The following is a 25,481-nucleotide window of genomic DNA, read 5'->3' on the forward strand; positions in this document are numbered from 1 at the left end:
CTGATATTGTATTCATTGCGACGCTCCAGCAGGCCGAGGCGGCTGGCGATCTTCCGTCCGACGACCGAAAAGACGCGGCAGCAGCATGGGAACGCGCCGGCGATAGTCATGGTAGGTCGCGCCGAACTCGGCGATCAGGTCGCGCTCCTCGAACTGAAGCGCGGCCAGGATGTAGGCGGTGTTTGCGAGCGCAAACAGAAGGTGGCCAACAGTCATCTCGGGCGTGGCCCAGAACGCGAGCAGAAAGCCGAGCATGATGGGATGGCGCACGATCTTGTAGAGCAGCGGCGTCCTGAACGATTGACCTGGTATCTCGCTCCCGCGGAACGCGACGAAGGCCTGGCGGAGGCCGAACAGATCGAAATGATCGATCATGTGGGTCGAGGCGAACGCGATGAGCCAGCCCAGCCAATGCACGCCGATCAGCAACCAGGCCACCATTCCGCTCGCCTCCCAGATCGGCGTCGGGATCGGACGCCACTGCCAGAACAGCAGCAACAAGATCAGGCTGGAGAGCAGCACATAGGTGCTGCGCTGGCAGGCGAGGGGAAGGAATTTGGCCGACCATCGTTTGAAGGCCGGGCGCGCCATGACGCTGTGCTGGATCGCAAACAGGCTCATCAGCAGCAGGTTGACGACGATGGTGAAGCTCAGGTCCGTGGGGTTGCCGACATCGATCGACTTATCGATCGACATATCGATCGACTTGGGCACGACATAATTGCCGACGAAACCGAGCGCATAGAGAAATGAGACCGTGAAGATCACGTAGCTCACGATGGCGTAGAGCAGGATCAGGAGGCGCGAGATCATGTTTTTTCCTATTGTGCCTGATGCAGCCGTGCCGCATGGAGGAGCCTGAATTGCTCGCCCGCGAGCAGGCTCGATCTGCCCCGACTGCTATTGCTGGACCGTCCCCTGTGCGTCCCCCGGGGGCGCCGCAAGGGGAGGGAGGACTTTCATGACGGCTTTCTCGCTGGGGACATTCGGGTTCCCTGAGGTCCACGCCGACGGCCGCCCGATCAAGTTGGCCTTGCGCAAGGGCCTGGCGCTGCTGGTCTATCTCGCGGAGGCCAAGGGCGCTGTGGCCCGCGAAATCGTGGCGACGCTGCTGTGGCCTGAAACTGACCGCGAGACCGGCCTTGCGCGGTTGCGGCGGCTGCTTCACCGAATCGAGCTGACGCTCGGTCAGCAGGTGTTCGAGACCGACCGCACCAGTCTGCGATGGTCTCCGGCAGTCGCGCTGCAGGTCGATGCACATATTTTCGAGAGCGCCTGCGATCGCGGTGACTTTGACGAAGCCTGCCAGATTTATCGCGGAGATTTCCTCGCAGGCTTCTCCCCGGAGGACTGTCCGGAATTCGACGATTGGGCGTTCTTCCGCCGCGAGGCGCTGCGGGGACGGCTGATGCACGCGCTGGAGCGTCTGGTGCAGGACAAGACCGCTGCCGGAGACTACTTCGCCGCGACCGCGCATGCGACCCGTCTGGCCGAGCTCGATCCTTTGAGCGAGGTCTATGGCCGGCATCTGATCCGCAGCCTGCTGCTGGCGGGCGACCGCAGCGCGGCAGAGCGGCACCATGCGGCACTGACGCGGCGGCTGCGTGACGAGCTTGGTGTTACGCCGGAAGCCGAGACCGCGGCGTTGATGAGTCCTGCGGCGGCACACTCTGTACCAGCGACGCGCTACGTCAAGGGCGCCGGTGTGCATCTGGCGTATCAGACCTATGGCAGCGGTCCGCTCGACATCCTGGTCATGCCCGGCTTCGTATCGCATGTGGAACGCGCCTGGGAGCATCCGGCGAGCCGAACCTTTCTGGCCTCACTGACGAAGCTGGGGCGTCTGATCGTGTTCGATCGTCGCGGGATCGGGTTGTCCGACCGGGTTGGGTCGGCGCCTGATATCGACGTCACCGCGGAGGATATCGGCACCGTGCTGCGCGCCGCGGATGCGCGCCGCGTCGTGCTGTTCGGCGCATCCGAGTGCGGGCCGGCCTGCATCAAATTCGCCGTCGACGAGCCGCGTCTCGTGGCCGGACTCATCCTGTTCGGTGCATTGGCCAAGGGCTGCTGGTCGCAGGACTATCCGCACGCGTTGCGCGCCAGCCAGTACGACGCCTGGAGCAAGCACCTCATCGCGCAATGGGGAGGTCCGGTGGGGATTGAGACCTTCGCACCCAGCCTTGCCGGCGATCCCCAGGCCCGCGCATGGTGGGCGGGGCTATTGCGCGCGGCCTCCAGTCCCGGCGGCATCTCGGCCGTGCTCGAGGCGTTTCGCGACGCCGACGTGCGGCAGCTTTTGCCGCAAATTGCCATGCCGACATTGGTGTTGCATCGTCGGGACGACAAGGCCGTACGGATCGCGGCCGGCCGCGATGTGGCGAGCCGGATCAAAGGTGCGCAATTCGTCGAGCTCGACGGCAACGATCACTGGTTCTTCGCGGGCGATCAGCAGCCGGTGCTCGATGCGATCAGGGGATTTACGGAAGCATTGCCGAGGCGATGAGGCGAGGCACGTAAATCCGTAGCCCCGGTCATTGGCACGTTTCGTGCCTGCCAAAGTGGCACAAAAAAGCGTCGCGTCTATCCGCTGCCTCGAGGAAATGAGCCGGCGCGACATAGTCTTAGCCAAGGAGACCCTGACATGAAACGCGAAGACCTCACCGAGAAGCTGCTCGACATCAAGCGCGAGAAGGGCTGGAGCTGGAAATATATCTGCGAGAAGATCGGCGGCTATTCCGAGGTGCTGATAACAGGCGCGATCCTCGGCCAGATGAAACTGACGAAGCCGCAGGCGGCCAACGCCGGCGAACTGTTCGGCCTGTCGAAGGCGGAGACCGCCATGCTGAACGAGGTGCCGATGCGCGGCACCGGCACGCCGATGCCGCCGACCGACCCGCTGATCTACCGCTTCTACGAGATGGTGATGGTCAACGGCCCGGCCTGGAAGGCGCTGATCGAGGAGGAGTTCGGCGACGGCATCATGTCGGCGATCGACTTCGACATGGCGATCGAGCGCGTGGCGAATCCGAAGGGCGACCGCGTCAAGTTCACGATGAGCGGCAAATTCCTGCCGTACAAATATTACGGCGCCAGCGGCAACGTGCCGGAATATGGGTTCAAGGAGGGATAGCTGGTTGGCATTCCGGGGGCGCGTCGCAGACGTGGCCCCGGAATGATGCTTCGCCTTATTTCCCGGCCTTCACCTCGGCCGCCGCCACCGCGATCAGCTCGTTCATCTTGGCGCGAATTGCCTGTTCGGTGACGGCCACGTTCTTGGCGGCGAAATCGGCCATGACCTTGCGCAGGACGTCGGCGTCACCGGCTTCCTCGAAATCGGCCGCGACCACCTCCTTGGCATAGGCCGTGGCGGCATCACCCGTGATGCCGAGCTTTTCGGCCGCCCACAGCCCGAGCAGCCGGTTGCGGCGGGCTTCCGCCTTGAATTTCTGCTCCTCGTCGAGGGCAAACTTCTTCTCGAAGCCTTCCTCGCGCTTGTCCAACGTGCTCATGCCTTTTCCAATTCCCTGCTGACTGGACCCGGCTGGCCCTCGTTGCGAGAGCCCCGGTGCATGCCTAGATAGGGGGCAGGAATCGGCAAAACAACGAGCCGTTAAGCCGCAGGCAAGGCGGTATAAGTTTGATGCCGGACGGCCGGATCGATTGTGCTGGGACAGCCAATCGGATAGGTTGCCTCAGGCTGGGTTCCCGTTCTGTTTTCTAGGGGTTCCGGGCCGTTCACGGCAGCTCCGCTGTGGGTCGTAGTCTCGTCAACCGGAGCACACCAAATACATGGATTTCAACAAAACACGGTACATCCCCATGAGCCGTCGGCGTCGCATTTATGAAGGCAAGGCAAAGGTTCTTTACGAAGGCCCGGAGCCCGGTACCCTGATCCAGCACTTCAAGGATGACGCCACCGCGTTCAATGCGAAAAAGCATCAGGTGATCGAGGGCAAGGGTGTCCTCAACAACCGGATCTCGGAGTACCTGTTTCAGCACCTCAACGACATCGGGGTGCCGACCCATTTCATCCGCCGCCTCAATATGCGCGAGCAATTGATCCGCGAAGTCGAGATCGTGCCGCTGGAAGTGGTGGTGCGGAACGTTGCCGCCGGCTCGCTGTCGCAGCGCCTCGGCATCGAGGAGGGCACGCAGCTGCCCCGCTCGATCATCGAGTTCTACTACAAGAACGACCAGCTCAACGATCCCATGGTGTCGGAAGAGCACATCACCGCTTTCGGGTGGGCGACACCGCAGGAGATCGACGACATCATGGCACTTGCCATCCGTGTCAACGACTTCCTCACCGGTCTCTTCCTCGGCATCGGCATCCGCCTCGTCGACTTCAAGATGGAGTGCGGCCGGCTGTTCGAGAACGAGATGATGCGGATCATCGTCGCCGACGAGATCTCGCCGGATAGCTGCCGCCTGTGGGACATCAAGTCGAACGAGAAGCTCGACAAGGACCGTTTCCGCAGGGATCTCGGTGGGCTGCTCGAGGCCTATACCGAAGTCGCCAAGCGTCTTGGCATCCTCATGGAGAACGAGCGTCCGGCGGGCTCAGGCCCGGTGCTGGTGAAGAGCTAAGAGGGATCTGACGTGAAGGCACGTGTTACCGTGACGTTGAAAACGGGCATCCTCGATCCGCAGGGCAAGGCGATCGAGGGTGCGTTGAAGTCGCTCGGCGTCGACGGCGTCGCCAGCGTCCGGCAGGGCAAGGTGTTCGACATCGAGCTCGCGGGCACGGACAAGGCGAAGGCGGAGGCGGCGTTGAAGGATGCCGCCGACAAGCTGCTGGCGAATACCGTGATCGAGAACTACCGGGTCGAGCTGATCGGGTGAACGGGATGGCTCACAGCCATCCGACCCGACGAAAACGCCAATACAGCGCGCCGCACGCCGTCAGCATCACGCCGAGCAGCGTGTAATAGCCGTACTCCCAGTCCAGCTCCGGCATGTGCTTGAAGTTCATGCCGTAGATGCCGGCAAGCGCGGTCGGGATCGCGATGATCGCGAGCCAGGAGGCAAGTTTCTTGGAGACCGCCGTCTCCTGGGCCTGGCCGACCAGCAGGCTCGCTTCGAAGGCGAAGGCCAGCACCTCGCGCATGGAATCGATCCGCTCCTGGATGTTGCGGACGTGGTCGGTGACGTCGCGGAACAGCGGCTGCATCGTCGCGCGCACCATCGCAAGCTCGTCGTGCTCCAGACGGCGGCAGACCTCCACCAGCGGCCCGATCGCGGTCCTGAGCCGCAAGAGGTCGCGGCGCAGCATATAGAGCCGCTCGATCTGCGCCTTGCTGATCGCCTTGGAGAGCACGTCATCCTCGATGCTCTCGACCTCTTCGTGAATGCTCTCGAGCACGGGCGAGTAGTTGTCGACGATGAAATCGAGGATGGCGTAGAGGATGTAGTCCTCGCCGCGCGCGAGCGCTCGCGGGCAGCTTTCGCAACGTTCGCGCACCGGCGTGTAGGATGTCGACGCGCCGTGGCGCACCGAGACCAGATAGCCTTCGCCAACGAAGATGTGCGTCTCGCCGAAGGCGATCCGGCCCTCGATCAGTTGCGCGGTTCGCGCCACGATGAACAGGGCCTCGCCATATTGCTCGATCTTCGGTCTCTGATGGGCGTGGTTGGCGTCCTCGATGGCAAGCTCGTGCAGGTCGAACTGCTTCTGCACCGCGCTGAGCAGCGCCATGTCGGGCTCGTGCAGCCCGATCCAGACCACGTGGCCGGGCTTCGCCCGCCAGCTCGAGGCCTCGCTGATGGCAATATTGGCGACGCGCCGGCCGTCGACATAGGCACCGGCGGCGATCACGCCCTCGGTGGACACCGGCTCGGAGAGGGATGCGGGCAGCGAGGGGACATTCATGGCTTTAATCCCGGGCGAATCGATCGGCCGATGGCGGGCTATGGCCTGTGCACAACGCTCGCGGCCGAGGCTAGCACTGGTAAAATCCCCGTCAAATGGATATGTCTGCTCACGATTTGGCAGCCGTGCCAGCCCCATTCAATCTTCGTTCGGAACCTCTGCCATGAAAGCCGCCGTCCTCGTCTTTCCCGGAATCAACCGCGAGCGCGACATGGCGCGTGCCTTGAGGCTGATCTCGGGCAGCGAGCCCGCGCTGGTGTGGCATGCCGAGACGTCGCTGCCTGATGGCACCGACCTCGTGGTGGTGCCCGGCGGGTTCTCCTATGGCGATTATCTGCGCTGCGGCGCGATTGCGGCGCGGGCGCCGGTGATGGACGCGGTGCGCGACTATGCGGCCAAGGGCGGCCTCGTGCTCGGCGTCTGCAACGGTTTTCAGATCCTCTGCGAGTCCGGCCTCTTGCCTGGCGTCCTGATGCGCAATGCGCGGCTGAAATTCATCTGCCACGACGTGCATCTGCGCGTGGAGCGCTCCGACACGCCATTCACGCGCGGCTACAATGCCGGGCAGGTGATCCGCGTGCCCATCGCGCATGGCGAGGGCAATTATGCGGCGGACGCGGAGACCATCAAGCGGCTCGAAGGCGAGGGTCGCGTCCTTTACCGCTATTGCTCGGCTGACGGCGCGATCGACGATATCAGCAACATCAACGGCGCCGCGCAATCCATCGCCGGCATCGTCAACGACAAGGGCAACGTGCTCGGCATGATGCCGCATCCGGAAAACCACGTCGAAGACATCATGGGCTGCACCGACGGTCGCGGCCTGTTCGCCGGCCTCACCGCGCATCTGGAAAAAGCCGCGTGATTGCGTTCGTGCTGAAGCGGCTGCCGGCCGCTGTCGCCGTCGTTGCGTTCGCGACGGCCGCGTTCGCACAGGATTTCCCCAAGCGTCCCGTCACCATGATCGTGCCGTTCGCGGCCGGCGGCACGTCCGACGTGATCGCGCGCACGGTTGCCGAGCAGATGGGCATCGCGCTCGGCCAGACCATCGTGATCGAGAATGTCGCCGGCGCCGGCGGCTCGACCGCACTGGCGCGCGCCTCCCGCGCCGAGCCTGACGGCTACACCATTGCGATCGGCAATGCCGGCACCAACGCTGCGACCTATACGATCTATCCAAAGCTGCCGTTCACGCCGGACTCCTTCGTGCCGATCGCCATGGTGGCGAAGACGTTCGGCATCATCGCCGTGCGCAAGGATTTTCCGGCAAAGGACCTGAAAGAGTTCATCGCCTACGCCAAGGTCAATCCGGGCAAGATCAATCTCGGCCATGCCGGCGTCGGGTCCTCGAACTACCTGATCTGCAAGAGCTTCGTCACAGCCGCCGGGATCGACGCGACGCTGGTCGGCTATCGCGGCGCCGCCCCCGCGCTCACGGATGCGATCGGCGGCCAGATCGACGGCGTCTGCGATGCGGCAGCCTCCGTCTCGCAGTCGATCAACGAGAAGCTGGCGCGCGGGCTCGTGGTCGGCTCGACCGTGCGGCTCGCGACCCTGCCGGATCTGCCGACGTCGGCCGAAGCCGGCCTGCCCGAATTCGAGGCGCAGGGCTGGAACGGCCTGTTCGCGCCCAAGGGCACTCCGCCGGCGGTCATTGCCAAGCTGAATGCCGCCGCGCGTACGGCCGTGGAAACCGACGCGGTGAAGAAACGGTTCGCCGACCTCTCGACCGTTGTCCCCGATCCCGACGAGCACACGCCCGAGGTGCTGCAAAACCTCGTGACGCGCGAGTCGAGAAGTACCGCAAGATGCTGGCCGACGACGCCAAGTAATAGCGCGAGGCTCCTGACGGTTGGCATCATAGCCACCGAGAACGCTTACCCCGCAGCAGGAATGCGGGCGATCACCTTGATCTCGAAGTCGAACCCGGCAAGCCAATTCACTCCGACTGCCGTCCAGTTCGGATAGGGTGCCTCCCCGATCTCCGCAGCGCGAATTGCCATCACCTTCTCGATCTGCGTGGCCGGATCGGTATGGAACGTGGTGACGTCCACCACATCGTCCAGCGTGCATCCGGCCGCTGCGAGAACGGCACGCAGATTGGCAAACGCGCGTCGGACCTGGTCCTCAAACACCGGTTCGGGCGAGCCGTCCTCGCGACTTCCAACCTGCCCGGAGACGAAGAGCAGGTCGCCGGACCGGATCGCGGCCGAATAGCGGTGCGCTTCATAGAGGGCGTGGCGGCCGGCCGGGAAGATTGCGTCGCGCTTGGGCATGTCTGGATCCTTGATTGATGGATGGCGGTCGCAGCTGTGGTGGGCAGGGCCTGCCACTGGATTTCCACGAGCTGTTCATATACGTAGCGTATGTGGAATATGGATCACATACGGACCGTATGTCAATAGGGTCGGCAAATGGAGTTGGGAAGCATGGCGAAGGGCAAGCGCGCCGAGGCGATGGCGGAAAGTCGGGCCAAGCTCATCCGGGCCGCGCGCAGGGCGTTTGCCACACAAGGCTATGCAGCCGCGTCGATGGACGAGCTGACTGCTTCCGTCGGACTGACGCGGGGCGCGCTGTATCACAACTTCGAAGACAAGAAGGGGCTGCTCTGGGCCGTCGTTGAGCAGATCGACAGCGAAATGGCGGAACGGCTCCGCACGGCCCGCGAGCAAGCGCCGAGCTTGTGGCAAGGACTGCTTGCAGAGGGGACCGCCTATATCGAGATGGCGCTCGATCCTGAAATTCAGCGCGTCATGCTTCTGGATGGACCGGCCGTGCTCGGTGATCCATCCAAGTGGCCCGGCGAGAATGCCTGTCTTGAGATTACCATGCGAACCATTCGGTCGCTGATCGAACAGGGGATTGTGAAGCCCGTCGATGTCGAAGCGGCGGGACGCTTGCTGAACGGGGCTGCGCTGAGCGCAGCGCTGTGGGTCGCCGCAGCCGACGATCCGCCAGGCGTCCTGACCAAGGCCGTTGACGCCTTCCAAGCGTTGGCGAGCGGATTGTTGCGCAAGCCGCATTGAGCGCCTCGTGCCGAACGGCGGAAGCAACGGGTCACCGCAGCTTCAACCGCTCCGTCGGCACCGTCATCGCGGCGACGCCCGCCATGACCAGCACCAGTCCCAGCGCCAGGTTCGAGGGCACGCTCTCGCCGAGCAGCAGCACGGAGAGGCCGACGCCGATCGGGATGCGCAAATAGCCTTGCGCGTTCGTCGTCAGCGTGCCGAGCCGTCCCAGGCACATGTAGAACAGCATCAGCCCCAACGCGCTGGAGACTATGCCCATGACAATGGTGGCTGTGATCGCGGTCGGCGTCGGGTGCAGCGTCCAGGGCTGGTCGACGATCAGCGAAGGCGGCAGCAGCACGAGGCCGCCGAACAGCAGCGAGCCGGCTGCCACCACCATCGGATCGTATTCGGACAGCCGCAGGCCGAAGATCGTGGCGCAGGCGAACGAGATGGTGGCGAGCAGGATGGCGATCTCGGCCACGATCTCGTTGCCGAAGCCGCGCAGCGCATCCAGGCCCACGATCACGATTGTGCCGGCGAGGCCGAGGAGCGCGCCCAAGAGCTTCAACAGCGTTGCCGGTTCGTGACGCGTGATCAGCGAGGTGATCAGGAAGGCGAAGATCGGCGTGGTCGAGGCCAGCACCACCGTGTTCGACGCCGGCACATATTGCTGCGACCAGGTGATGATCAGGAACGGAAAGGTCGAGTTGATCAATTGCTGGGTGGCGAACAACTTCCACGCCTTGGCGTCGGTCGGGATCCTGACGCCGCGCATCCACAGGATCGCGAACAGGAAGGCGGCCGCGATCAGCGAGCGCGCCGAGATGAAGGTCACGGGCGGGATCGTATCCAGCGCGAGCTTCGCCAGCGGATAGGTTGAACTCCAGCAGCAGGCCAGCGCGAACAGCAGCGCATAGTCGCGCCAGTTGCGCGCGCCTGTGGCGGGCATGGACGGCAATTGCGAGACTGTGGCCCGCCCCGTCGGCGATGTGCTCTGCGGCACCTTGATGTTGCTCCCCGGCGCGACAGCGCTGGACACAAGTCTGGGCGAGGGGGCGCCAAAAGGGAAGGCGGCGAGCTATGCGTTTGGCTGCGGTGCCGGCTTCCGCTTCACCCGCTTGATCGTACCGGAGAAGGTGAAGAGAGGCCGCCCGCCCGATATCAGCTTGCCGCGCAGGAAGATCAGCGAGCCGCCGGCGCGGGAGACCTCGCCGACGCATTCGATCAACTCGCCTTCGCGCGCCGCGTCGAGGAAGTCGCAGGCGAAATTGGTGGTCACCGCCGGCCCATCCAGTTCGTGGGTGGCGATCGCGAACAGGCAATAGTCGGCAAACGCCATGAAGCAGCCGCCATGGACGTTTCCGGAGCCGTTGAGGTGCTTTTTCTCAACCCGGAACGCCGAGCGGACGCTGCCGTCGTCCTCGATCTTGTGCCAGAACGGGCCGATATGGCTCTCAAAACTGTCACGAATCCAGGTTCGCCAGCCCTGGAATTCCCCATCGGTGGCGACGTGGAGGTCGGGGCGGCGAGGCGGGGGCGCTTTGGTCAATTCATGCAAGGAAATGGGCCTTCAATTGCGGGTCTTTTGTCCTTAAATCCGATCTGTCCGCGCTGTGCAATTCCTGTTCCCGCAGCCCCCGGCCGCAAAACGTGGGACAGCGGGAAAATGCGCCATAAAGGGCTTTTCCAAGCCGTCCGATGTTCCTAAGAACGGCCAACCGCCGTCGAAAGCCCAAATTCCATGAAGAACGAACCCAAGATCACCCCCGAGCTGATTGCCGCCCACGGGCTCAAGCCCGACGAGTATGAGCGCATTCTCAAGCTGATCGGGCGGGAGCCGACCTTCACCGAGCTCGGCATCTTCTCGGCGATGTGGAACGAGCACTGCTCGTACAAATCCTCGCGCCTCCATCTCAAGGGCTTGCCGACCAAGGCGCCCTGGGTGATCCAGGGCCCGGGCGAGAATGCCGGCGTGATCGACATCGGCGACGGCCAGGCCGTGGTCTTCAAGATGGAGAGCCACAACCACCCGAGCTACATCGAGCCTTACCAGGGCGCGACCACCGGTGTCGGTGGCATCTTGCGCGACGTTTTCACCATGGGCGCGCGGCCGATCGCCTGCCTCAACGCGCTGAGCTTTGGCGCACCGGAGCATGCCAGGACGCGGCATCTCGTCTCCGGTGTCGTCGCTGGCGTCGGCGGCTACGGCAACTCGTTCGGCGTGCCGACGGTCGGCGGCCAGGTCCGTTTCCACACCCGCTATGACGGCAACATTCTCGTCAACGCGATGGCGGTCGGCCTCGCCGATACCGACAAGATCTTCTATGCCGCCGCCTCCGGCGTGAACATGCCGATCGTCTATCTCGGCTCCAAGACCGGCCGCGACGGCATCCACGGCGCCTCGATGGCCTCGGCCGAGTTCGACGACAAGTCCGAAGAGAAGCGTCCGACCGTGCAGGTCGGCGATCCCTTTGCCGAAAAGCTGCTGTTAGAGGCTTGTCTCGAGATCATGGAGAAGGGCTGCGTCATCGCGATCCAGGACATGGGCGCGGCGGGCCTGACCTGTTCGGCGGTGGAGATGGGCGCCAAGGGCGACCTCGGCGTCGATCTCGATCTCGACGCGGTGCCGACGCGCGAGCTCGGCATGAGCGCCTACGAGATGATGCTCTCGGAGAGCCAGGAGCGCATGCTCATGGTGCTCAAGCCCGAGAAGGAGAAAGAGGCCGAGGCGATCTTCAAGAAGTGGGGCCTCGATTTCGCCGTGGTCGGCTACACCACGCCGAGCAAGCGCTTCGTGGTCAAGCATGGCGGTGACGTCATGGCCGATTTGCCGATCAAGGAGCTCGGCGACGAGGCGCCGCTCTATGATCGCCCGCATGTCCCCTCCGCCGCGCTGCCGGTCGTGCATGCGCGCGAGGTGGCGGCGCCGATGGGTCTCGGTGCCGCGCTCGAAAAGCTGATCGGCACGCCCGATATGTGCAGCAAGCGCTGGGTCTGGGAGCAGTACGACCACGTCATTCTCGGCAACACCATGCAGCGTCCCGGCGGCGATGCCGCGGTGGTGCGCGTGCAGGACGGCCCGAAGGGCTTGGCGCTGACCGTCGACGTGACGCCGCGCTATTGCGAGGCCGATCCGTTTGAAGGCGGCAAGCAGGCGGTGGCGGAAGCCTGGCGCAACATCACCGCGGTTGGCGGCAAGCCGCTTGCGATCACCGACAATCTCAATTTCGGCAATCCTGAGCGGCCCGAGATCATGGGCCAGTTCGTCGGCTGCCTGAAGGGCATCTCGGAAGCCTGCCGTACGCTCGACTTCCCGGTCGTGTCCGGCAACGTCTCGCTCTACAACGAGACCAACGGCCGCGCGATCTTGCCGACGCCCTCGATCGGCGGCGTCGGCCTGCTCGATGATTTCACCAAGTCCGCGTCGCTCGCCTTCAAGGCCGAAGGCGAGGCGATCCTCCTGATCGGCGAGACTCATGGCTGGCTCGGCCAGTCCGTTTACTTGCGCGACATCTGCGGTCGCGAGGAGGGCGCGCCGCCGCCGGTCGACCTCGCGGCTGAGAAGCGCAACGGCGACTGCGTGCGCGGCATGATCCATGCGGGCACCGCGACCGCCGTGCACGATCTGTCCGACGGGGGCCTGCTGATTGCGCTGGCCGAGATGGCGATGGCGGGCGGCATCGGCGCCAAACTGCTCGCGGCGCCGACCTCCTTGGTGCCTCAGGCCTATTGGTTCGGCGAGGACCAGGCGCGCTATCTCGTCACCGTGCCTGAAACCGAGGCCGGCCGCGTGCTCGCCAAGATGCGCGGCTGCGAGGTGCCCTGCGTGCGGATCGGCACCACCGGCGGCGACGCGATCGCGATCGCGGGCGAGGCGCCTGTAACGATCGAGGCGCTGCGGACCTCGTTCGAGCGCTGGCTGCCGGAATATATGGGCGGGAAGGCAGCCTGAGGGGCTGAACCGGTAGCCCGGTTGAGCGAAGCGATATCCGGGTCTTTGTCGTGAGGTTTCCCGGATATCGCTACGCTCATCCGGGCTACGGGTATCGCGCCTCACAACACGTGCGACGCTCCCGGAATCTTCCGTAAGGCCGCCGTCAGACCCCAGCTCAGGATCACCGTAAGCACGAAGCCGATCGCAGCCTTCACGATCGCCGGCAGGCTGTAGTCGAACAACGCGTACTGGATCCACAACGCGATCGGGTAGTGCACCAGGAAGATGCCGTAGGCATCCGCCTGCATGCGGTCGAGCAGGTTCGGGCCCGGCGACTTCTGGTGCAGGAAGAACGCGAGAATCGCGAGCAGGATCGAGCCTGAGAACAGCACGAAGAACGTACCGTAGATCGCCTGATACCAGTGCGGTTGTGGGTCGGGATTACCGAGGATCTCGCGCTTGATGTAGATCATGCCCCACATCAGGCAGTAGGCGATCAGCGTGGCGATCACCCACAGCCAGCGCTGTTTCGGCAACTGCCCGCCGGCGCTGAGGATGCCGCGATCGAAGTTGGCCGCTCCAACGCTGACGCCGATAAAGAAATAGGCGAAGTAGAGCAGGATGCGGCTCGCCTGCACCGAGAACGGCCCGAGCTCGAACCATTTGCTGCCGCCGAAATAGAGCAGCGCCGGCACGTAGGCGATTGCCGTGACGACGACGAGCAGCAGCCAGAATACGGCCGGCTGGTCGAATCCGCGCAGCGACACCCGGTTGCCCGGGTCGACCAGACGCGCGGAGACCCGGTAGAGCAGGCTCGCGGTCAGGTCGAATGCCAGCAGCACCCACACGAACCAGATCGGGCCGCTCGGCCACGGGCCAACCGTGATCGTCTTCCACCAGAACGCCGTGAAGCTCAGCCCGGGATCGTGCCGCAGCGCGATCGCGTAATAGGCGAGCGGGATGACGGTGAACGCCGCGATCGCGAACGGCAGCCCGAGCCGCAACAGGCGGTCGCGGAGAAAAACTGACGGCGCCTTGCGCGCGATGCCCGGCCAGGTGAACAGTCCCGACAGGAAGAAGAACATTGCCATGAAGAAGCTGTCGGTGGCCAGCACGACCACGTCGAAACCGGCCCAGGACGCCGGATCGGTGTGCCCGAAATAGGTGTAGGGAATCACGGCGTGGTGCAGCAGCACCACCAGCGTCAGGAAGGTGCGGGCGCGATCGAGCGACAGATTGCGCGCCTTGGCCCTCGGCGCCGCGTGCGCCTCTGCCCCGATCGTCGCTGAATGTGACATCGTCATCGTGGCCGCCCCGGTCGCGCTTCGGTCCCGCCCGGACTTTGCCGCCGGGAACCGGATTCAGCAAGGGTCGTTTGGGACGCCCGCGGGTCCCTGAGACCGCCAGGAACCAGTTCCCTGCGACGAAGTTAGCGTTCGCCAAAAGGGCCTGAGGACCGCGGCAGGCGGTACAATTTCGGAGCTGGCGATGACGATCCTGAAATGGGCACTGATCTTCTTACTTGTCTCGATCGTAGCCGGCGTGCTCGGCTTCACCGGCATCTCGGCCGCCTCCGCCGACATCGCCCGCTTCCTGTTCTACGTGTTCGTCGCGATCTTCCTGGTGCTGCTGATCCTGGGGCTGACGATATTCAGGGCGTAGCGGGGCGCTGCCCACGCACACAGTCGTCATGCCCGGGCTTGAAGCTTCGCCGGCCCAACACCTATAGCCCGGCGAAGCCTCGGCGGAGCCGGGTCCCGGGCATCGACGTTGTTCTGTATCCGCGATTGCCCAAAAACGTGGATGGCCGGGACGAGCCCGGCCATGACGGAAGCAGCTACCCCAATTCCTCGATCTTCACCTTGTCCGGATAGAAGGCGAGATGGCTCGAAATCTCGGTCATCGCGGGAAAGGGGGCCTCATAGGTCCAGATCGCGTTGTCCAGTGTCTTGCCGTCCGCCTTGACGCTGTAATAGCTCGCATCCCCCTTGTAGGGGCAGTGGGTGACGCGGTCGGTGCGCTCTAGCAGCGCCATGTTGGCGTCCTGCCGCGGCACATATTGCACCGCCGGATATTTCGCCTCTTTCAGCGTCAGCGCTTTGGTGGTCTCGGCGATCACGATATCGCCGGCTGTGACGCGGACGCGCCGGGGATTTGGGGTGATGGTGATGGGGTGGTCGGGCCCTGGAAGCTTCATGATTTCACGCCTTTTTCGATCACTCTGCCGCGCGCGGCACTTTGTCGTGGCTTTATCCAGATCGGATCACCGATATAGTGCCGGAAGGCGTGACGTAGAAGGCCGTTCACGCTAAGTTTGGCCGCGCCGGAAGGTTGGCTTTGTAGAACCGGACCCCGGCAGCGATTCGACGACAAGACTGATTGCAGCCGAGACAGGAGCACGACCCGAATGCCAATGGACGCCCACGATATCGAGGCGATGATCAAGGCGGCGATCCCCGATGCCGAGGTGACCATCCGTGACCTCGCCGGGGACGGCGATCACTATGCCGCGACCGTGATCTCGGAGACCTTCCGCGGCAAGTCCCGCGTCCAGCAGCACCAGATCGTCTATCAGTCCCTCCGCGGCCAAATGGGCGGCGTGCTGCATGCGCTGGCGCTGCAAACCGGGGTGCCGGGCGCTTGATCTGATCGTGACGGGGGGATGACGATGGCTGCGGACAATCCGCGCGGCGCGATGTTTCGCGTCATCCTGCCAAACCAGCACAGCCGCGTCACCAATGCCGAGCTGTTCTTCGACCTGGTCTTCGTTTTCGCGATCACGCAGGTCTCGCACACACTGCTGCACCATTTCACGCCGCTCGGTGCCGTGCACGTCGCGGTGCTGTTTCTCGCGGTATGGTGGGTGTGGGTCTACACCGCCTGGGTCACCAACTGGCTCGATCCCGAGCTGACGCCGGTCCGGATCCTGCTCTTCCTGATGATGCTGGGCGGCCTCGTGCTGTCGACGACGATCCCGACCGCCTTCGAGGGGCGGGGCCTGTGGTTTGCGATCGCTTACGCAACGATGCAGGTCGGGCGCACCGCCTTCTGGATGTTTGCAACGCCGCGGCATCGAACTGCGGTCCGGCACAATGCGATCCGCATCCTGACGTGGCTCTCGGTCTCCGCGATCTTCTGGATCCTCGGCGGCCTCGCCCATGACGAGGCGCGGCTATGGTTCTGGATTGTGGCGCTGACGATCGAATATGTCTCGCCGGCGGTGCGCTTCTGGATCCCCAAGCTGGGCTTCTCGTCGGTCGAGGCCTGGGCCGTCGAAGGCGGCCACATGGCCGAGCGCTGCTCGCTGTTCGTCATCATCGCGCTTGGCGAGGCCGTTGTCGTCAACGGTGCGACGTTTGCCGAGCTTGACTGGACCGCTGACAACATTTCGGCCTTCGTCTCCGCGCTGGTCGGCAGCATCGCGATGTGGTGGGTCTATTTCCACAAGGGCGCCGAGGCCGGAGCCGAGCGCATCTCGAGATCCGCCGAATCCGGCCGCTTGGCGCGGCTCGCCTACACCTACCTGCATATGCCGATCGTCGCCGGCATCATCCTGACCGCGGTCTCCGACGAACTCGTGCTGAAGCATCCGGTGGGGCATTCAGATGTCAGGATCATCGTGAGCACGATCGGCGGGCCGCTGCTGTTCCTGGTCGGCACCATCCTGTTCAAGCACGCGATCCGCGGCTTCCTCCAGCTCTCGCACGGGATTGGCATCATCGCGCTCGCGGCACTGTGGTGGTTTGCCGCCGAACTGTCGCCGCTATGGCTGTCGGTCGCCGCGACGGTGATCATGATCGTTGTTGCGGTATGGGAGTCGGTTTCGCTGGGATCGACGCCGGAAGAAGCCGAGGAGCATTGAGCCGCCGCCATTGGCGCCGGAGCGCTTACTCCGCCACCTCCAGCGCGTGCACTGAGAACATCTTCGCCGCATCCGTCCAGCTCTCGCGCACCCGCCAACCCGCGCCTTGCGCCAGCGTCGCGAAGCGCTCGATGCTGTATTTGTAGCTGTTCTCGGTGTGGATGCTCTCGCCGGCGCGGAACGAAAAGCTGGTGCCGAGCAGGCGCACGGTCTGGCTCTTCTTGCTGATCAGGTGCATCTCGATGCGGTGCCGCTCGCGATTGTAGATCGCGCGATGGGTGAAGGCGGAAAGGTCGAAATTGCCGCCGAGCTCGCGGTTGATCCGCACCAGCACATTGAGATTGAAGCGAGCGGTGACGCCGGCGGCATCGTTATAGGCGTCGTGGAGCAGGCGCTCCTCCTTCTCGAGATCGGCGCCGATGATCATCTGCGCGCCGCGGCCCAGAATGGCGCGTGCGCTCTTCAGGAAGGCCTGCGCTTCATGCGGTTCGAAATTGCCGATGGTCGAGCCTGGGAAGAACCCGACCTTGGGCATGGTCGCCACCGCCTTGGGCAGCTCGAACGGCGTGGTGAAGTCGGCCGCCACCGGGTAGATGCCGAGTGACGGAAAATCCCGCTTCAGTCCGTTTGCCTGCGCCGTCAGGAAGTCGCCGGAGATGTCGACGGGCACATAGGCCGCGAACTTGCAGTGGTTGAGCAGCAGGCGGACCTTTGTGGTCGCGCCTGCGCCGAATTCGACGAGGGCCGCGTGCTCCGGAATGATTTTCGCGATCTCGCTGCCGCGCTCCTTCAGGATCGCTAGCTCCGTGCGCGTCGGGTAATATTCCGGCAGCCGCGTGATGGCCTCGAACAATTCAGATCCGGCCGCATCGTAGAAATATTTCGGCGACAGCTTTTTAGGCTGCTGCGACAGGTCCTCGATGGCCTCGCGGGCAAAGGCGGTGGTCTGTTCGTCGGGAAGATGGGCTTCGGCCAAGGCGCTAGCGTGCACATTCATGATACTCTCCTGAACGCGCTGTCCGGCGCGCATTTGTCGTCGGATGAGAATTTTACTCGTAGTCGGCGAGCCGCAGTCCCGTGAATTGCCAGCGGTGGTGCGGATAGAAGAAGTTGCGATAGGTGATACGGCTGTGCCCCTCCGGAGTTGCAAGCGAAGAGCCGCGCAGCACCAGCTGGTTGACCATGAACTTGCCGTTGTATTCGCCGAGCGCGCCTTCGATCGCGCGATAGCCGGGATAGGGCGAGTAGGACGATCGCGTCCACTGCCAGACGATGCCGAAGGCATCGTTGAGCTGGCCCGAGCGGGCCGCGACCTCCCATTCCATCTCGGTCGGCAGATGTTTTCCGGCCCAGCGCGCAAAGGCGTCAGCCTCGTAATAGCTGACGTGGCAGACGGGCGCGTCGGGATCGACCGGCTTGAGGCCGGCCAGCGTCATCACATGCCATTGGCCGTCGATCTCGCGCCAATGACCGGGGCAGTCCCAGCCCTCGTTGTTCACGGCCGCAAAACCGTCCATCAGCCACAGCGTTGCGGTCCGGTAGCCCCCGTCACGCATGAAGGCGAGCCATTCGCGATTGGTGACGAGATTGCGTGCGAGCTTGACCGGGCCGACGAGGGCGCGGTGCGCCGGCTTCTCGTTGTCGAAATGAAAACTATCATCGACGTGACCGACGGTGTGGATGCCTTCGTTCAGCGTCAGCCAATCCTCGCTGGCCGGCGTCGCGGCCGGGAAGCGCCAGTCCGGATCATAGGCCGGCGGGATCGGGTTCTGCGCGAAGGCGTGCAGGATGTCGGTGAACATCAATTCCTGATGTTGCTGCTCGTGATTGAGGCCGACCTCGACCAGCGGCGCGATCTCGCGAAGCTTGTCCTCGCCGGCGTCGCGGAAGAATTTCACGACGGCAGCGTCGACATGTTTTCGATAAGCGCCGACCTGATCGGCGCTCGGACGGGTGATGTCGCCGCGGTGATTGCGGGAATGGCGCGGACCGGCGCTGACGTAATAGGAATTGAACAGGAAGGCGAAGTCAGGGTGAAAGGGCCGGTAGCCCGCACAGTGCTCGCCGAGCACGAACTGCTCCCAGAACCACGTGGTGTGCGCCCTGTGCCATTTCGTCGGGCTCGCATCCGGCATGGACTGGATCTGCTGGTCCTCCGGCGACAGTGGCGCGGCCCGGCGCTCCGTCTCGTCGCGAACGGCGAGAAACGCGTCTTCCAGCCTCTGGGCAAGGCCGCCCAAATCGACCGACAGTGACGGAGCGGGGGCCGGAGCGGAGGCTTGTTTCGTCACGTTTTTCTCCAGACAGGACAAGAGAACGTTGTTGGTGTGGACGGGTTCCAAAACGCCGGGTTCGTCCTAGATAGGGGCTCCGTGACGGTATGAAAGTCCTCCCTGACGATGATATTCGTGGCATCATGCAATGGGCCGGTGCAGCCGAGAGCGGTCCACAAGAGGCAGCTCGCCGCCATTTTACTTTGGATGCACAACGGTTTGGGCTACATATATACCCAGGTATCGGGTTAGATCGGCGGAGCCAGCCCGAAGCAATTGGAGTGGGCTCCGCCCCATAAGGACACGGATATGAGCATCGAGGAATTCATCGCCAACGAAGTGAAGTCGAACGACGTGGTTCTGTTCATGAAGGGCACACCGCAATTTCCGCAGTGCGGGTTCTCCGGCCAGGTCGTCCAGATCCTCGACCACATCGGCGTCGGCTATAAGGGCCTCAACGTTCTCGAATCCGCCGAACTGCGCAACGGCATCAAGGACTATTCGAACTGGCCGACCATTCCGCAGCTCTATGTGAAGGGCGAGTTCGTCGGCGGCTGCGACATTGTCCGCGAGATGTTCCAAGCCGGTGAATTGCAGCAGCTCTTCTCCGAAAAGGGCGTCGCTGTCGCGGCCTGATACGTGACCCAGCTGACGCGCCGGATCGGCGGCGCGGAGCTCAAGGTCATCGTTGCTGACATCACCACGCTGAGCGTTGACGCCATCGTCAACGCGGCCAACACGTCGCTCCTGGGTGGGGGCGGCGTGGATGGCGCGATCCATCGGGCGGCCGGGCCCGAGCTTCTAGCCGCGTGCCGGAAGCTCGGAGGATGCCCGACCGGCGATGCCAAGATCACGAAGGGCTACCTTCTCCCTGCGCGTCATGTCATCCATGCAGTCGGTCCGGTCTGGCACGGCGGCACTCGCGGTGAGGCAGAGGCGCTGGGCTCCTGTTATCGCCGTGCGCTTGAGCTCTGCGGGGCCAATCAGCTGACCTCCGTGGCGTTCTCCGCGATTTCGACCGGGGTTTACGGCTTTCCAGCCGACCAGGCCGCGAAGATTGCGGTCCATGCGACCATTGAGGCCCTGCCGGCCGCGCCGTTGGTCGTCGACGTCATATTTTGCTGTTTCTCGGAAAAGAGCGCGGCTCTGCACGCGGACGCTTTGGCGCGGTACGGCGGCCCTTGTGCCTGATGACGTGGTCGGTACACTCCGCCGGGCCATGTTCCGGGGAGGGGATATGATTTCACAGTCTGGACTGCGCGCGCTTGTCTGCGCCGCGCTTGTATTGTTAGGTACGATGTCGTTCGCGCGGGCGGAGGGCACCTACGAGATTCCGGCCGGCGCGCATTTCAATCCGGACAAGCTCGCGAGGATCACCGAGTTCTTCAAGAACGAGGTCGCGACCGGCAAGATCGCAGGGGCAAACGTCCTCATCAAGCAACATGGCAAGCCCGTCTACCACGAAGTCTTCGGCGTGCAGGACGCCGTCAGCAAGGCGCCGATCACCGACAAGACGATCTTCCGCCTGTTCTCGATGAGCAAGGCGATCACTTCCGTCGTTGCAGTGAAGTTGATCGAGGAAGGTACGATCAAGCTCGACGATCCCGTCTCGAAATACATTCCCTCCTTCGCCAATGTGAAAGTCGGCGTCGAGAAGAAGGCCGAGGACGGCACCAAGTCGCTCGAGCTCGTGCCGCCCAACCGGCCGATGACGGTGCACGATTTGATGACGCACACCTCCGGCGTCACCTACGGCTTCTATGGCGACAGCCTGGTCCGCAAGGCCTATCGCGACGCCAACATCTATGCCGGCGATTTCGACCTCGCGGAGTTCGCCGAGCGCATCGCAAAACTGCCGCTGCACAACCAGCCGGGCGCGCTGTGGCAATACGGCCATTCCACCGACATCCTGGCGCGGGTCATGGAAGTCGCGGCCGGCAAGCCGCTCATCGAGATCGAACGGGAGAAGCTGCTCGACCCGCTCGGCATGGTCGACACCGGCTTCTTCGTCACCGATCCCGAGAAGCAGAAGCTGCTGGCGCAGCCGGTGCCGAACGACAGCGATTTCCGGGTCGGGCGGATCAACGATCCGACAGTCGTCAAGAAGATCCAGTTCGCCAGCGGCGGTATGGTCACGACCATGGCCGATTATGAGCGCTTTACGCAGATGCTGCTACAGGGCGGCAATCTCGACGGCAAGACGATTCTCAAGCCCGAGACGTTCAAGCTGATGGTGACTGACCAGATCGGCCTCAAGTCGGGCGTCGATCGCGATTATTTTTATTTCCCCGGTGACGGTTTTGGTTTCGGTCTCGGACTTGCGGTGCGCACCGACCCCGGCAACGCAAAACCGCCGCCGCCCGGCGATCTCGGCGAATTGAAATGGGATGGCGCCTCCGGCTGCTATTTCGTGGTCGACCCCAAGCAGGACATGTTCTTCGTGCTGCTGGAGCAGACCCCGACCGAGCGCCAGCGCGTGCAGCGAACATTGAAGCAGCTGGTTTATGAAGCGATGGAGAATTGACATGTTCGGGCGCCGCGCATTGATCGCGGCGCTCGTCCTTCTCGCCGGCGGCATCGTTGCGAAGGCAGGTTCCGAGAGACCTGCGGTCCACACGCTCGCGCCCGCGGGGCTGGCGAAGGTTTCCGACTACATCCGCAACGAGGTGGCCACCGGCAAGATCCCCGGAGCCATCCTGCTGCTTCAGCAGCACGGCAAGCCGGTCTATTATCAGAATTTCGGCGTCCGCGACGTCGCGACCGAGTTATCGATGAGCGCGGACACGATCTTCCGCCTCTATTCGATGTCAAAGCCGGTGACCTCAGTCATGGCGATGATGCTGGTTGAGGAGGGCAAGCTGTCGCTCGACGATCCCGTCTCGAAATACATTCCGGCCTTCGCCGGCATGAAGGTCGGCATCGAGAAGAAGGCCGAGGACGGCAAAGTCGCCCTGGTGCTGGAGCCGCTGGAGCGACCCATCACGATCAAGGATCTGCTGCGCCACACCTCGGGGCTGCCTTACGGCTATTACGGCGGCGGCATGGTGCGCGAGCTCTATGCGAACGCCAATCTCTTCAACAGCGATCTGACCAACGCCGAATTCGCCGCCAAGATCGCCACGCTGCCGCTTGTCGAGCAGCCCGGCACGGTGTGGGATTACGGCTATTCCACCGACGTGCTCGGCCGCGTCGTCGAAATCATTGCGGGAAAGACGCTGCTGCAGTTCGAGAAGGAGCGGCTGCTCGATCCGCTCGGCATGACCGAGACGGCTTTCTTCGTCGCCGATCCCGCCAAATTCCCGCGCATCGCCGAGCCGATGCCGGAGGACCGCAACATCAATCCGACGACGCAGGTCCGCGACATCAGGCGGCCTGCGACCTGGGAATCGGGCGGCGGCGGCATGGTCGGTACGATCGGCGACTACGCCCGCTTCGCCCAGATGCTGCTGAATGGCGGCACCTATGACGGCCGACGCTATCTCAAACCGGAGACCATTGCGCTGATGGCCTCGGATCATATCGGTCCGGAGACGAAGATCGCGCGCGACCAGAACTATTATCCGGGCGGGTCTTCCGGCTTCGGCCTCGGCCTCGCCGTGCGCATCTCGGTGCCTCCTGGAACAACGTGGCCGCTTGGCGAATATCGCTGGGACGGCGTCGGCGGCACGTTCTTCTTCATCGATCCCGAGGACGATCTGTTCGGGATCTTCATGGTGCAGACCCCGACGCAGCGCGGCCGGATTCAACTGGCGCTGAAGACGCTGATCTACCAGGCGATGGGGCGGTGATTACGCTCCGCGCACGATCTCGCGGATATATCCGATCGTCTCCTCGACCTGGCTCGCATTGACGTCGAGATGCGTGCAGGCGCGGATGCGGCCGTCCATCATCGCAAGCGTCACGCCGCGCTGGCGCAGCGCCGCGACCATCTTGTCGCCGGGAACGCCGGTACCATCGGGCTTGAAGAACACCAGGTTGGTTTCGGGCTCCTGCACCTCGATGCCTGCGATCTGCGACAGTCCGCGGGCGAGCGCGCGCGCGTTGGCGTGATCGTCGGCGAGCCGATCGACATGATGGTCGAGCGCGTAGATGCAAGCCGCCGCGCAGATTCCGGCCTGTCGCATCGAGCCGCCGAGGCGCTGCTTCCACTGCCAGACCGCATCGATGAAGGCGCGCGAGCCCGCGAGCACGCCTCCGATCGGCGCGCCCAAGCCCTTCGAAAAGTCGATCCAGGCCGAATCCCACCCCGCGGTCATGTCGCGCGGAGAGATGCCGCTCGCAACTGTGGCATTGAGCAGGCGCGCGCCGTCCATGTGGGTGACGAGGCCATGTTGTTTCGCGATCGCGACGATCTCGTCGAGCGCGGCCTTCTTCCAGACCGTACCGCCGCCGATATTGGCGGTCTGCTCGACGCTGACCACCGTCTGCGGCGGCTGGTAGCGGGTACGCGGATGCAGCGCTCTGCGAAAGGTCTCCGGCGTGAACTGGCCGTCGGGTCCCTTCAGCTGCGTGACCTGAAAGCCGCCGATCGCGGCATGCGCGCCGCCTTCGCGCGCGATGATGTGGGCGCTCTCATGGGCGAGGATCTCGTCGCCGGGGCGGCAATGCACCAGCGTCGCGGTGACGTTGCACATCGTGCCTGACGGCATGTACACCGCGGCTTCCTTGCCGAGCAGCTCGGCCACGCGCTCGCACAGGGCGTTCACGGTCGGATCGTCGCCGACCTGCTCGTCGCCGACCTCCGCCCGCGCCATCGCCTCGCGCATCGCAGGTGTCGGCTTTGTCTGCGTGTCCGAGAGCAGATTGATGCGCACCGGCGGCGCCTTGGGATCGATCGGGGGAGGGGTATAGAGCATGCGACGCCTCCTGAAGGTAAACGGCCACTGAAGTGTGGCTCTTTAAGCAAAAAAGGCCCCGGCGAACCGGGGCCTTTCGATATTCAGATCTTAGCGCGAATAGAATTCGACGACCAGATGCGGCTCCATCTGCACCGGGAACGGCACGTCGGAGAGGTGCGGGATGCGAATGTATTTCGCGGTCATCTTGCCATGGTCGACTTCGAGATAGTCGGGGGTGTCACGCTCGGAGAGCTGGCTGGCTTCGAGGACGTGGGCAAGCTGCTTGGATGATTCCTTGACCTCGATCACATCGCCGAGCTTGACCAGATAGCTCGAGATGTTGACCTTGCGGCCGTTCACCTTGACGTGGCCGTGGTTGATGAACTGGCGCGCGGCGAAGATCGTCGAGACGAACTTGGCGCGGTACACAACCGCGTCGAGACGGCGCTCGAGCAAGCCGATCAGGTTCTCGCCGGTGTCACCCTTGAGGCGGCTGGCCTCGACATAGATGCTGTGGAACTGACGCTCGGAGATGTTGGCGTAATAGCCCTTCAGCTTCTGCTTGGCGCGGAGCTGCACGCCGAAGTCGGAGAGCTTGCCCTTGCGGCGTTGGCCGTGCTGGCCGGGGCCGTATTCGCGGCGGTTCACGGGGCTCTTCGGGCGGCCCCAGATGTTCTGGCCCATACGGCGATCGAGCTTGTACTTCGCCTCACTGCGCTTAGTCATCGCGTCCTCTTCAGGTACTTGGTTTGAGGAAACGCGCCCTCCTGTGTGACGGGCTAGCCCGGCACTGACAGGTCCGACCCCAAAGCTTAAGGGACAGGACCACGGGTCGCGAAACGCTTCGCGGGCCGAAATCGGCCCGCGAGCAAGCGGCTTTTAGGGGGATTTGGGGCTCGCTGTCAATGCGAATGGCCCGGAATCACGTTCCGACTGCCCGGATCGACTTCGACCCGGCCGCACGCAATTCGGCAGCGATTTCAGTGTTCAGGACCTGTTCCAGCCGGGTCAGGACGCGGGCGATCGGGGCGGCGTCGGTGACCCGATGATCCCAGCGGATCACGACATGGATGGTCTGGTCAGGCCCGACCACCCCATAGCTGACGATGAAGGGGCCGGGCGTGATCGGGTGAAGCTCGCCACCGCCATAGGCGGCCACCGAGCTCACTGCGAAGCTGCCGAACCAGTTGCCGCGCTGCCGGCCGAAATTCAGCCCGATCGCCCAAGACAGCCGCCGCAACGGCAGCGGCAGGCGGGTCGCCCGCATGATCTTGCGAAACATGGGAATTTCGTCGATCGGGGCGGTCTTTGCGTGCCGGATCTCGGCGTCGACCGCAGTCAGCGTCATGGCCTCGGGAGCCGCGATTCGCTGCGGGATCACGCATTCCTCGCCGCCCTCGACCCGGGCAATGGCCACCGACGCTACGCTCTTCGGCAGCTCGTAAAGCGACGGCCAGGGCCATTTGGCATAGACGGTACGCAGGACCGGCTCGTCCCTGGCGACGAGGGCAAAAGCCTTGACGAACATGGCCGCCCAGCCGGCTGGCGCCATCGCGCCCGCGCGGGCCTCCAGCAGGGGGCCAATATCGAGCGAACGGGACAGGGACACGAAGGGCACGCCCATCGAGGCGTGCATGAGGTCGATAATCAGGCGACGCGGCAGCGAAATGGTCTTGGGCGTCCCGCGCATC

Annotated in this window: 27 protein-coding genes and 1 pseudogene; 15 read left to right on the top strand and 13 right to left on the bottom strand. The window is 63.9% G+C overall.

Translation table 11 applies throughout. The annotated features are described in order from the left end of the window. Positions 1-12: 12 nt before the first annotated feature. Positions 13-813 (bottom strand): methanethiol S-methyltransferase, encoded by an 801-nt coding sequence (mddA, locus tag IVB50_RS21950; protein WP_247297265.1) that lies wholly within the window; start codon positions 811-813, stop codon positions 13-15. Positions 814-961: 148 nt separating this feature from the next. On the opposite strand from mddA, the gene IVB50_RS21955 reads away from it, so the two are divergent. Together IVB50_RS21955 and cynS are read left to right on the top strand one after the other, a co-directional pair. Then, the gene (locus tag IVB50_RS21955; protein ID WP_247297267.1) at positions 962-2,506 is read left to right on the top strand and encodes an alpha/beta fold hydrolase; all 1,545 of its coding nucleotides are present in this window, start codon (positions 962-964) and stop codon (positions 2,504-2,506) included. A gap of 138 nt (positions 2,507-2,644) precedes the next feature. Then, positions 2,645-3,133, top strand: coding sequence for a cyanase (gene cynS, locus IVB50_RS21960; RefSeq protein WP_018455520.1), 489 nt, complete (start codon positions 2,645-2,647; stop codon positions 3,131-3,133). 55 nt (positions 3,134-3,188) lie between these two features. Here the strand turns inward: cynS and IVB50_RS21965 are convergent, their stop codons facing one another. Further along, complete coding sequence (locus IVB50_RS21965; RefSeq protein ID WP_018455521.1) at positions 3,189-3,512, bottom strand: DUF1476 domain-containing protein; 324 nt, start codon at positions 3,510-3,512, stop codon at positions 3,189-3,191. Between the two features lie 310 nt (positions 3,513-3,822). On the opposite strand from IVB50_RS21965, the gene purC reads away from it, so the two are divergent. Beyond that, positions 3,823-4,590 (top strand): phosphoribosylaminoimidazolesuccinocarboxamide synthase, encoded by a 768-nt coding sequence (gene purC / locus IVB50_RS21970; RefSeq protein WP_008974302.1) that lies wholly within the window; start codon positions 3,823-3,825, stop codon positions 4,588-4,590. Between the two features lie 12 nt (positions 4,591-4,602). Beyond that, positions 4,603-4,845, top strand: a complete 243-nt coding sequence (gene purS / locus IVB50_RS21975) for a phosphoribosylformylglycinamidine synthase subunit PurS (protein WP_026232966.1) — start codon at positions 4,603-4,605, stop codon at positions 4,843-4,845. 10 nt (positions 4,846-4,855) lie between these two features. Here the strand turns inward: purS and IVB50_RS21980 are convergent, their stop codons facing one another. Beyond that, positions 4,856-5,872, bottom strand: coding sequence for a magnesium and cobalt transport protein CorA (locus tag IVB50_RS21980; protein ID WP_018455523.1), 1,017 nt, complete (start codon positions 5,870-5,872; stop codon positions 4,856-4,858). Between the two features lie 163 nt (positions 5,873-6,035). Between IVB50_RS21980 and purQ the strand changes: the two genes are divergently transcribed. Both purQ and IVB50_RS21990 read left to right on the top strand, forming a co-directional pair. Further along, complete coding sequence (gene purQ / locus IVB50_RS21985; protein WP_247297269.1) at positions 6,036-6,737, top strand: phosphoribosylformylglycinamidine synthase subunit PurQ; 702 nt, start codon at positions 6,036-6,038, stop codon at positions 6,735-6,737. Continuing rightward, positions 6,734-7,704, top strand: a pseudogene (locus IVB50_RS21990) (tripartite tricarboxylate transporter substrate binding protein BugD). The gene purQ and the pseudogene IVB50_RS21990 overlap by 4 nt, the downstream one beginning before the upstream one ends. Positions 7,705-7,749: 45 nt before the next feature. On the opposite strand, the gene IVB50_RS21995 reads toward IVB50_RS21990, so the two are convergent. Further along, positions 7,750-8,148, bottom strand: a complete 399-nt coding sequence (locus IVB50_RS21995; protein ID WP_018455526.1) for a RidA family protein — start codon at positions 8,146-8,148, stop codon at positions 7,750-7,752. A gap of 153 nt (positions 8,149-8,301) precedes the next feature. Here IVB50_RS21995 and IVB50_RS22000 point away from each other — a divergent pair, with 153 nt between their 5' ends. Next, positions 8,302-8,898 carry a TetR/AcrR family transcriptional regulator gene (locus tag IVB50_RS22000; protein WP_085349363.1) on the top strand — a complete coding sequence of 199 codons (597 nt, stop codon included), beginning with the start codon at positions 8,302-8,304 and terminating at the stop codon, positions 8,896-8,898. Positions 8,899-8,929: 31 nt separating this feature from the next. Here the strand turns inward: IVB50_RS22000 and IVB50_RS22005 are convergent, their stop codons facing one another. Further along, entirely contained in the window at positions 8,930-9,886 is a 957-nt protein-coding gene (locus IVB50_RS22005) for a DMT family transporter (protein ID WP_247297270.1), read from the bottom strand. A gap of 75 nt (positions 9,887-9,961) precedes the next feature. Continuing rightward, entirely contained in the window at positions 9,962-10,441 is a 480-nt protein-coding gene (locus IVB50_RS22010; RefSeq protein ID WP_085384292.1) for a PaaI family thioesterase, read from the bottom strand. 183 nt (positions 10,442-10,624) lie between these two features. On the opposite strand from IVB50_RS22010, the gene purL reads away from it, so the two are divergent. Beyond that, the gene (gene purL / locus IVB50_RS22015; RefSeq protein ID WP_247297271.1) at positions 10,625-12,835 is read left to right on the top strand and encodes a phosphoribosylformylglycinamidine synthase subunit PurL; all 2,211 of its coding nucleotides are present in this window, start codon (positions 10,625-10,627) and stop codon (positions 12,833-12,835) included. Between the two features lie 101 nt (positions 12,836-12,936). On the opposite strand, the gene IVB50_RS22020 is transcribed toward purL, so the two are convergent. Then, positions 12,937-14,115: an acyltransferase gene (locus IVB50_RS22020; protein WP_085349361.1), complete on the bottom strand. Its 1,179-nt coding sequence runs from the start codon at positions 14,113-14,115 to the stop codon at positions 12,937-12,939. Positions 14,116-14,305: 190 nt separating this feature from the next. Between IVB50_RS22020 and IVB50_RS22025 the strand changes: the two genes are divergently transcribed. Further along, positions 14,306-14,479 (top strand): DUF1328 domain-containing protein, encoded by a 174-nt coding sequence (locus IVB50_RS22025; RefSeq protein WP_007602280.1) that lies wholly within the window; start codon positions 14,306-14,308, stop codon positions 14,477-14,479. 175 nt (positions 14,480-14,654) lie between these two features. Here IVB50_RS22025 and IVB50_RS22030 read toward each other — a convergent pair whose 3' ends face one another. Beyond that, on the bottom strand, positions 14,655-15,014 hold the full coding sequence (locus tag IVB50_RS22030) for a DUF427 domain-containing protein (protein ID WP_247297272.1): 360 nt from the start codon (positions 15,012-15,014) through the stop codon (positions 14,655-14,657). A gap of 210 nt (positions 15,015-15,224) precedes the next feature. Between IVB50_RS22030 and IVB50_RS22035 the strand changes: the two genes are divergently transcribed. Together IVB50_RS22035 and IVB50_RS22040 are read left to right on the top strand one after the other, a co-directional pair. Then, entirely contained in the window at positions 15,225-15,461 is a 237-nt protein-coding gene (locus IVB50_RS22035) for a BolA family transcriptional regulator (protein WP_007602284.1), read from the top strand. 24 nt (positions 15,462-15,485) lie between these two features. Then, positions 15,486-16,679 (top strand): low temperature requirement protein A, encoded by a 1,194-nt coding sequence (locus tag IVB50_RS22040; RefSeq protein ID WP_026232969.1) that lies wholly within the window; start codon positions 15,486-15,488, stop codon positions 16,677-16,679. Between the two features lie 25 nt (positions 16,680-16,704). On the opposite strand, the gene egtD is transcribed toward IVB50_RS22040, so the two are convergent. Both egtD and egtB read right to left on the bottom strand, forming a co-directional pair. Then, the gene (gene egtD / locus IVB50_RS22045) at positions 16,705-17,676 is read right to left on the bottom strand and encodes an L-histidine N(alpha)-methyltransferase (protein WP_085384329.1); all 972 of its coding nucleotides are present in this window, start codon (positions 17,674-17,676) and stop codon (positions 16,705-16,707) included. Positions 17,677-17,728: 52 nt separating this feature from the next. Further along, positions 17,729-19,021, bottom strand: coding sequence for an ergothioneine biosynthesis protein EgtB (egtB, locus tag IVB50_RS22050; RefSeq protein ID WP_162496424.1), 1,293 nt, complete (start codon positions 19,019-19,021; stop codon positions 17,729-17,731). A gap of 240 nt (positions 19,022-19,261) precedes the next feature. On the opposite strand from egtB, the gene grxD reads away from it, so the two are divergent. Genes grxD through IVB50_RS22070 form a run of 4 tightly spaced genes read left to right on the top strand, consistent with a single transcriptional unit; the run spans position 19,262 to position 22,740 of the window. Further along, positions 19,262-19,588: a Grx4 family monothiol glutaredoxin gene (gene grxD / locus IVB50_RS22055; RefSeq protein ID WP_007602294.1), complete on the top strand. Its 327-nt coding sequence runs from the start codon at positions 19,262-19,264 to the stop codon at positions 19,586-19,588. 3 nt (positions 19,589-19,591) lie between these two features. Further along, the gene (locus IVB50_RS22060; protein ID WP_018455537.1) at positions 19,592-20,143 is read left to right on the top strand and encodes an O-acetyl-ADP-ribose deacetylase; all 552 of its coding nucleotides are present in this window, start codon (positions 19,592-19,594) and stop codon (positions 20,141-20,143) included. Positions 20,144-20,189: 46 nt separating this feature from the next. Beyond that, entirely contained in the window at positions 20,190-21,476 is a 1,287-nt protein-coding gene (locus tag IVB50_RS22065) for a serine hydrolase domain-containing protein (protein ID WP_247297273.1), read from the top strand. 1 nt (position 21,477) lies between these two features. Then, positions 21,478-22,740: a serine hydrolase domain-containing protein gene (locus IVB50_RS22070; RefSeq protein WP_018455539.1), complete on the top strand. Its 1,263-nt coding sequence runs from the start codon at positions 21,478-21,480 to the stop codon at positions 22,738-22,740. On the opposite strand, the gene IVB50_RS22075 is transcribed toward IVB50_RS22070, so the two are convergent. The 3 genes from IVB50_RS22075 to IVB50_RS22085 all read right to left on the bottom strand — a co-directional run bounded on the left by IVB50_RS22075 (position 22,741) and on the right by IVB50_RS22085 (position 25,480). Continuing rightward, the gene (locus IVB50_RS22075) at positions 22,741-23,808 is read right to left on the bottom strand and encodes a threonine aldolase family protein (RefSeq protein ID WP_247297275.1); all 1,068 of its coding nucleotides are present in this window, start codon (positions 23,806-23,808) and stop codon (positions 22,741-22,743) included. 90 nt (positions 23,809-23,898) lie between these two features. Then, entirely contained in the window at positions 23,899-24,516 is a 618-nt protein-coding gene (rpsD, locus tag IVB50_RS22080) for a 30S ribosomal protein S4 (protein WP_007602315.1), read from the bottom strand. A 196-nt stretch (positions 24,517-24,712) separates the two neighbouring features. Further along, on the bottom strand, positions 24,713-25,480 hold the full coding sequence (locus tag IVB50_RS22085; RefSeq protein WP_018455541.1) for an acyltransferase: 768 nt from the start codon (positions 25,478-25,480) through the stop codon (positions 24,713-24,715). Between the last annotated feature and the right edge of the window lies 1 nt (position 25,481).

The organism is Bradyrhizobium sp. 87 (assembly GCF_023073015.1).
GTDB lineage: Bacteria > Pseudomonadota > Alphaproteobacteria > Rhizobiales > Xanthobacteraceae > Bradyrhizobium > Bradyrhizobium canariense_D.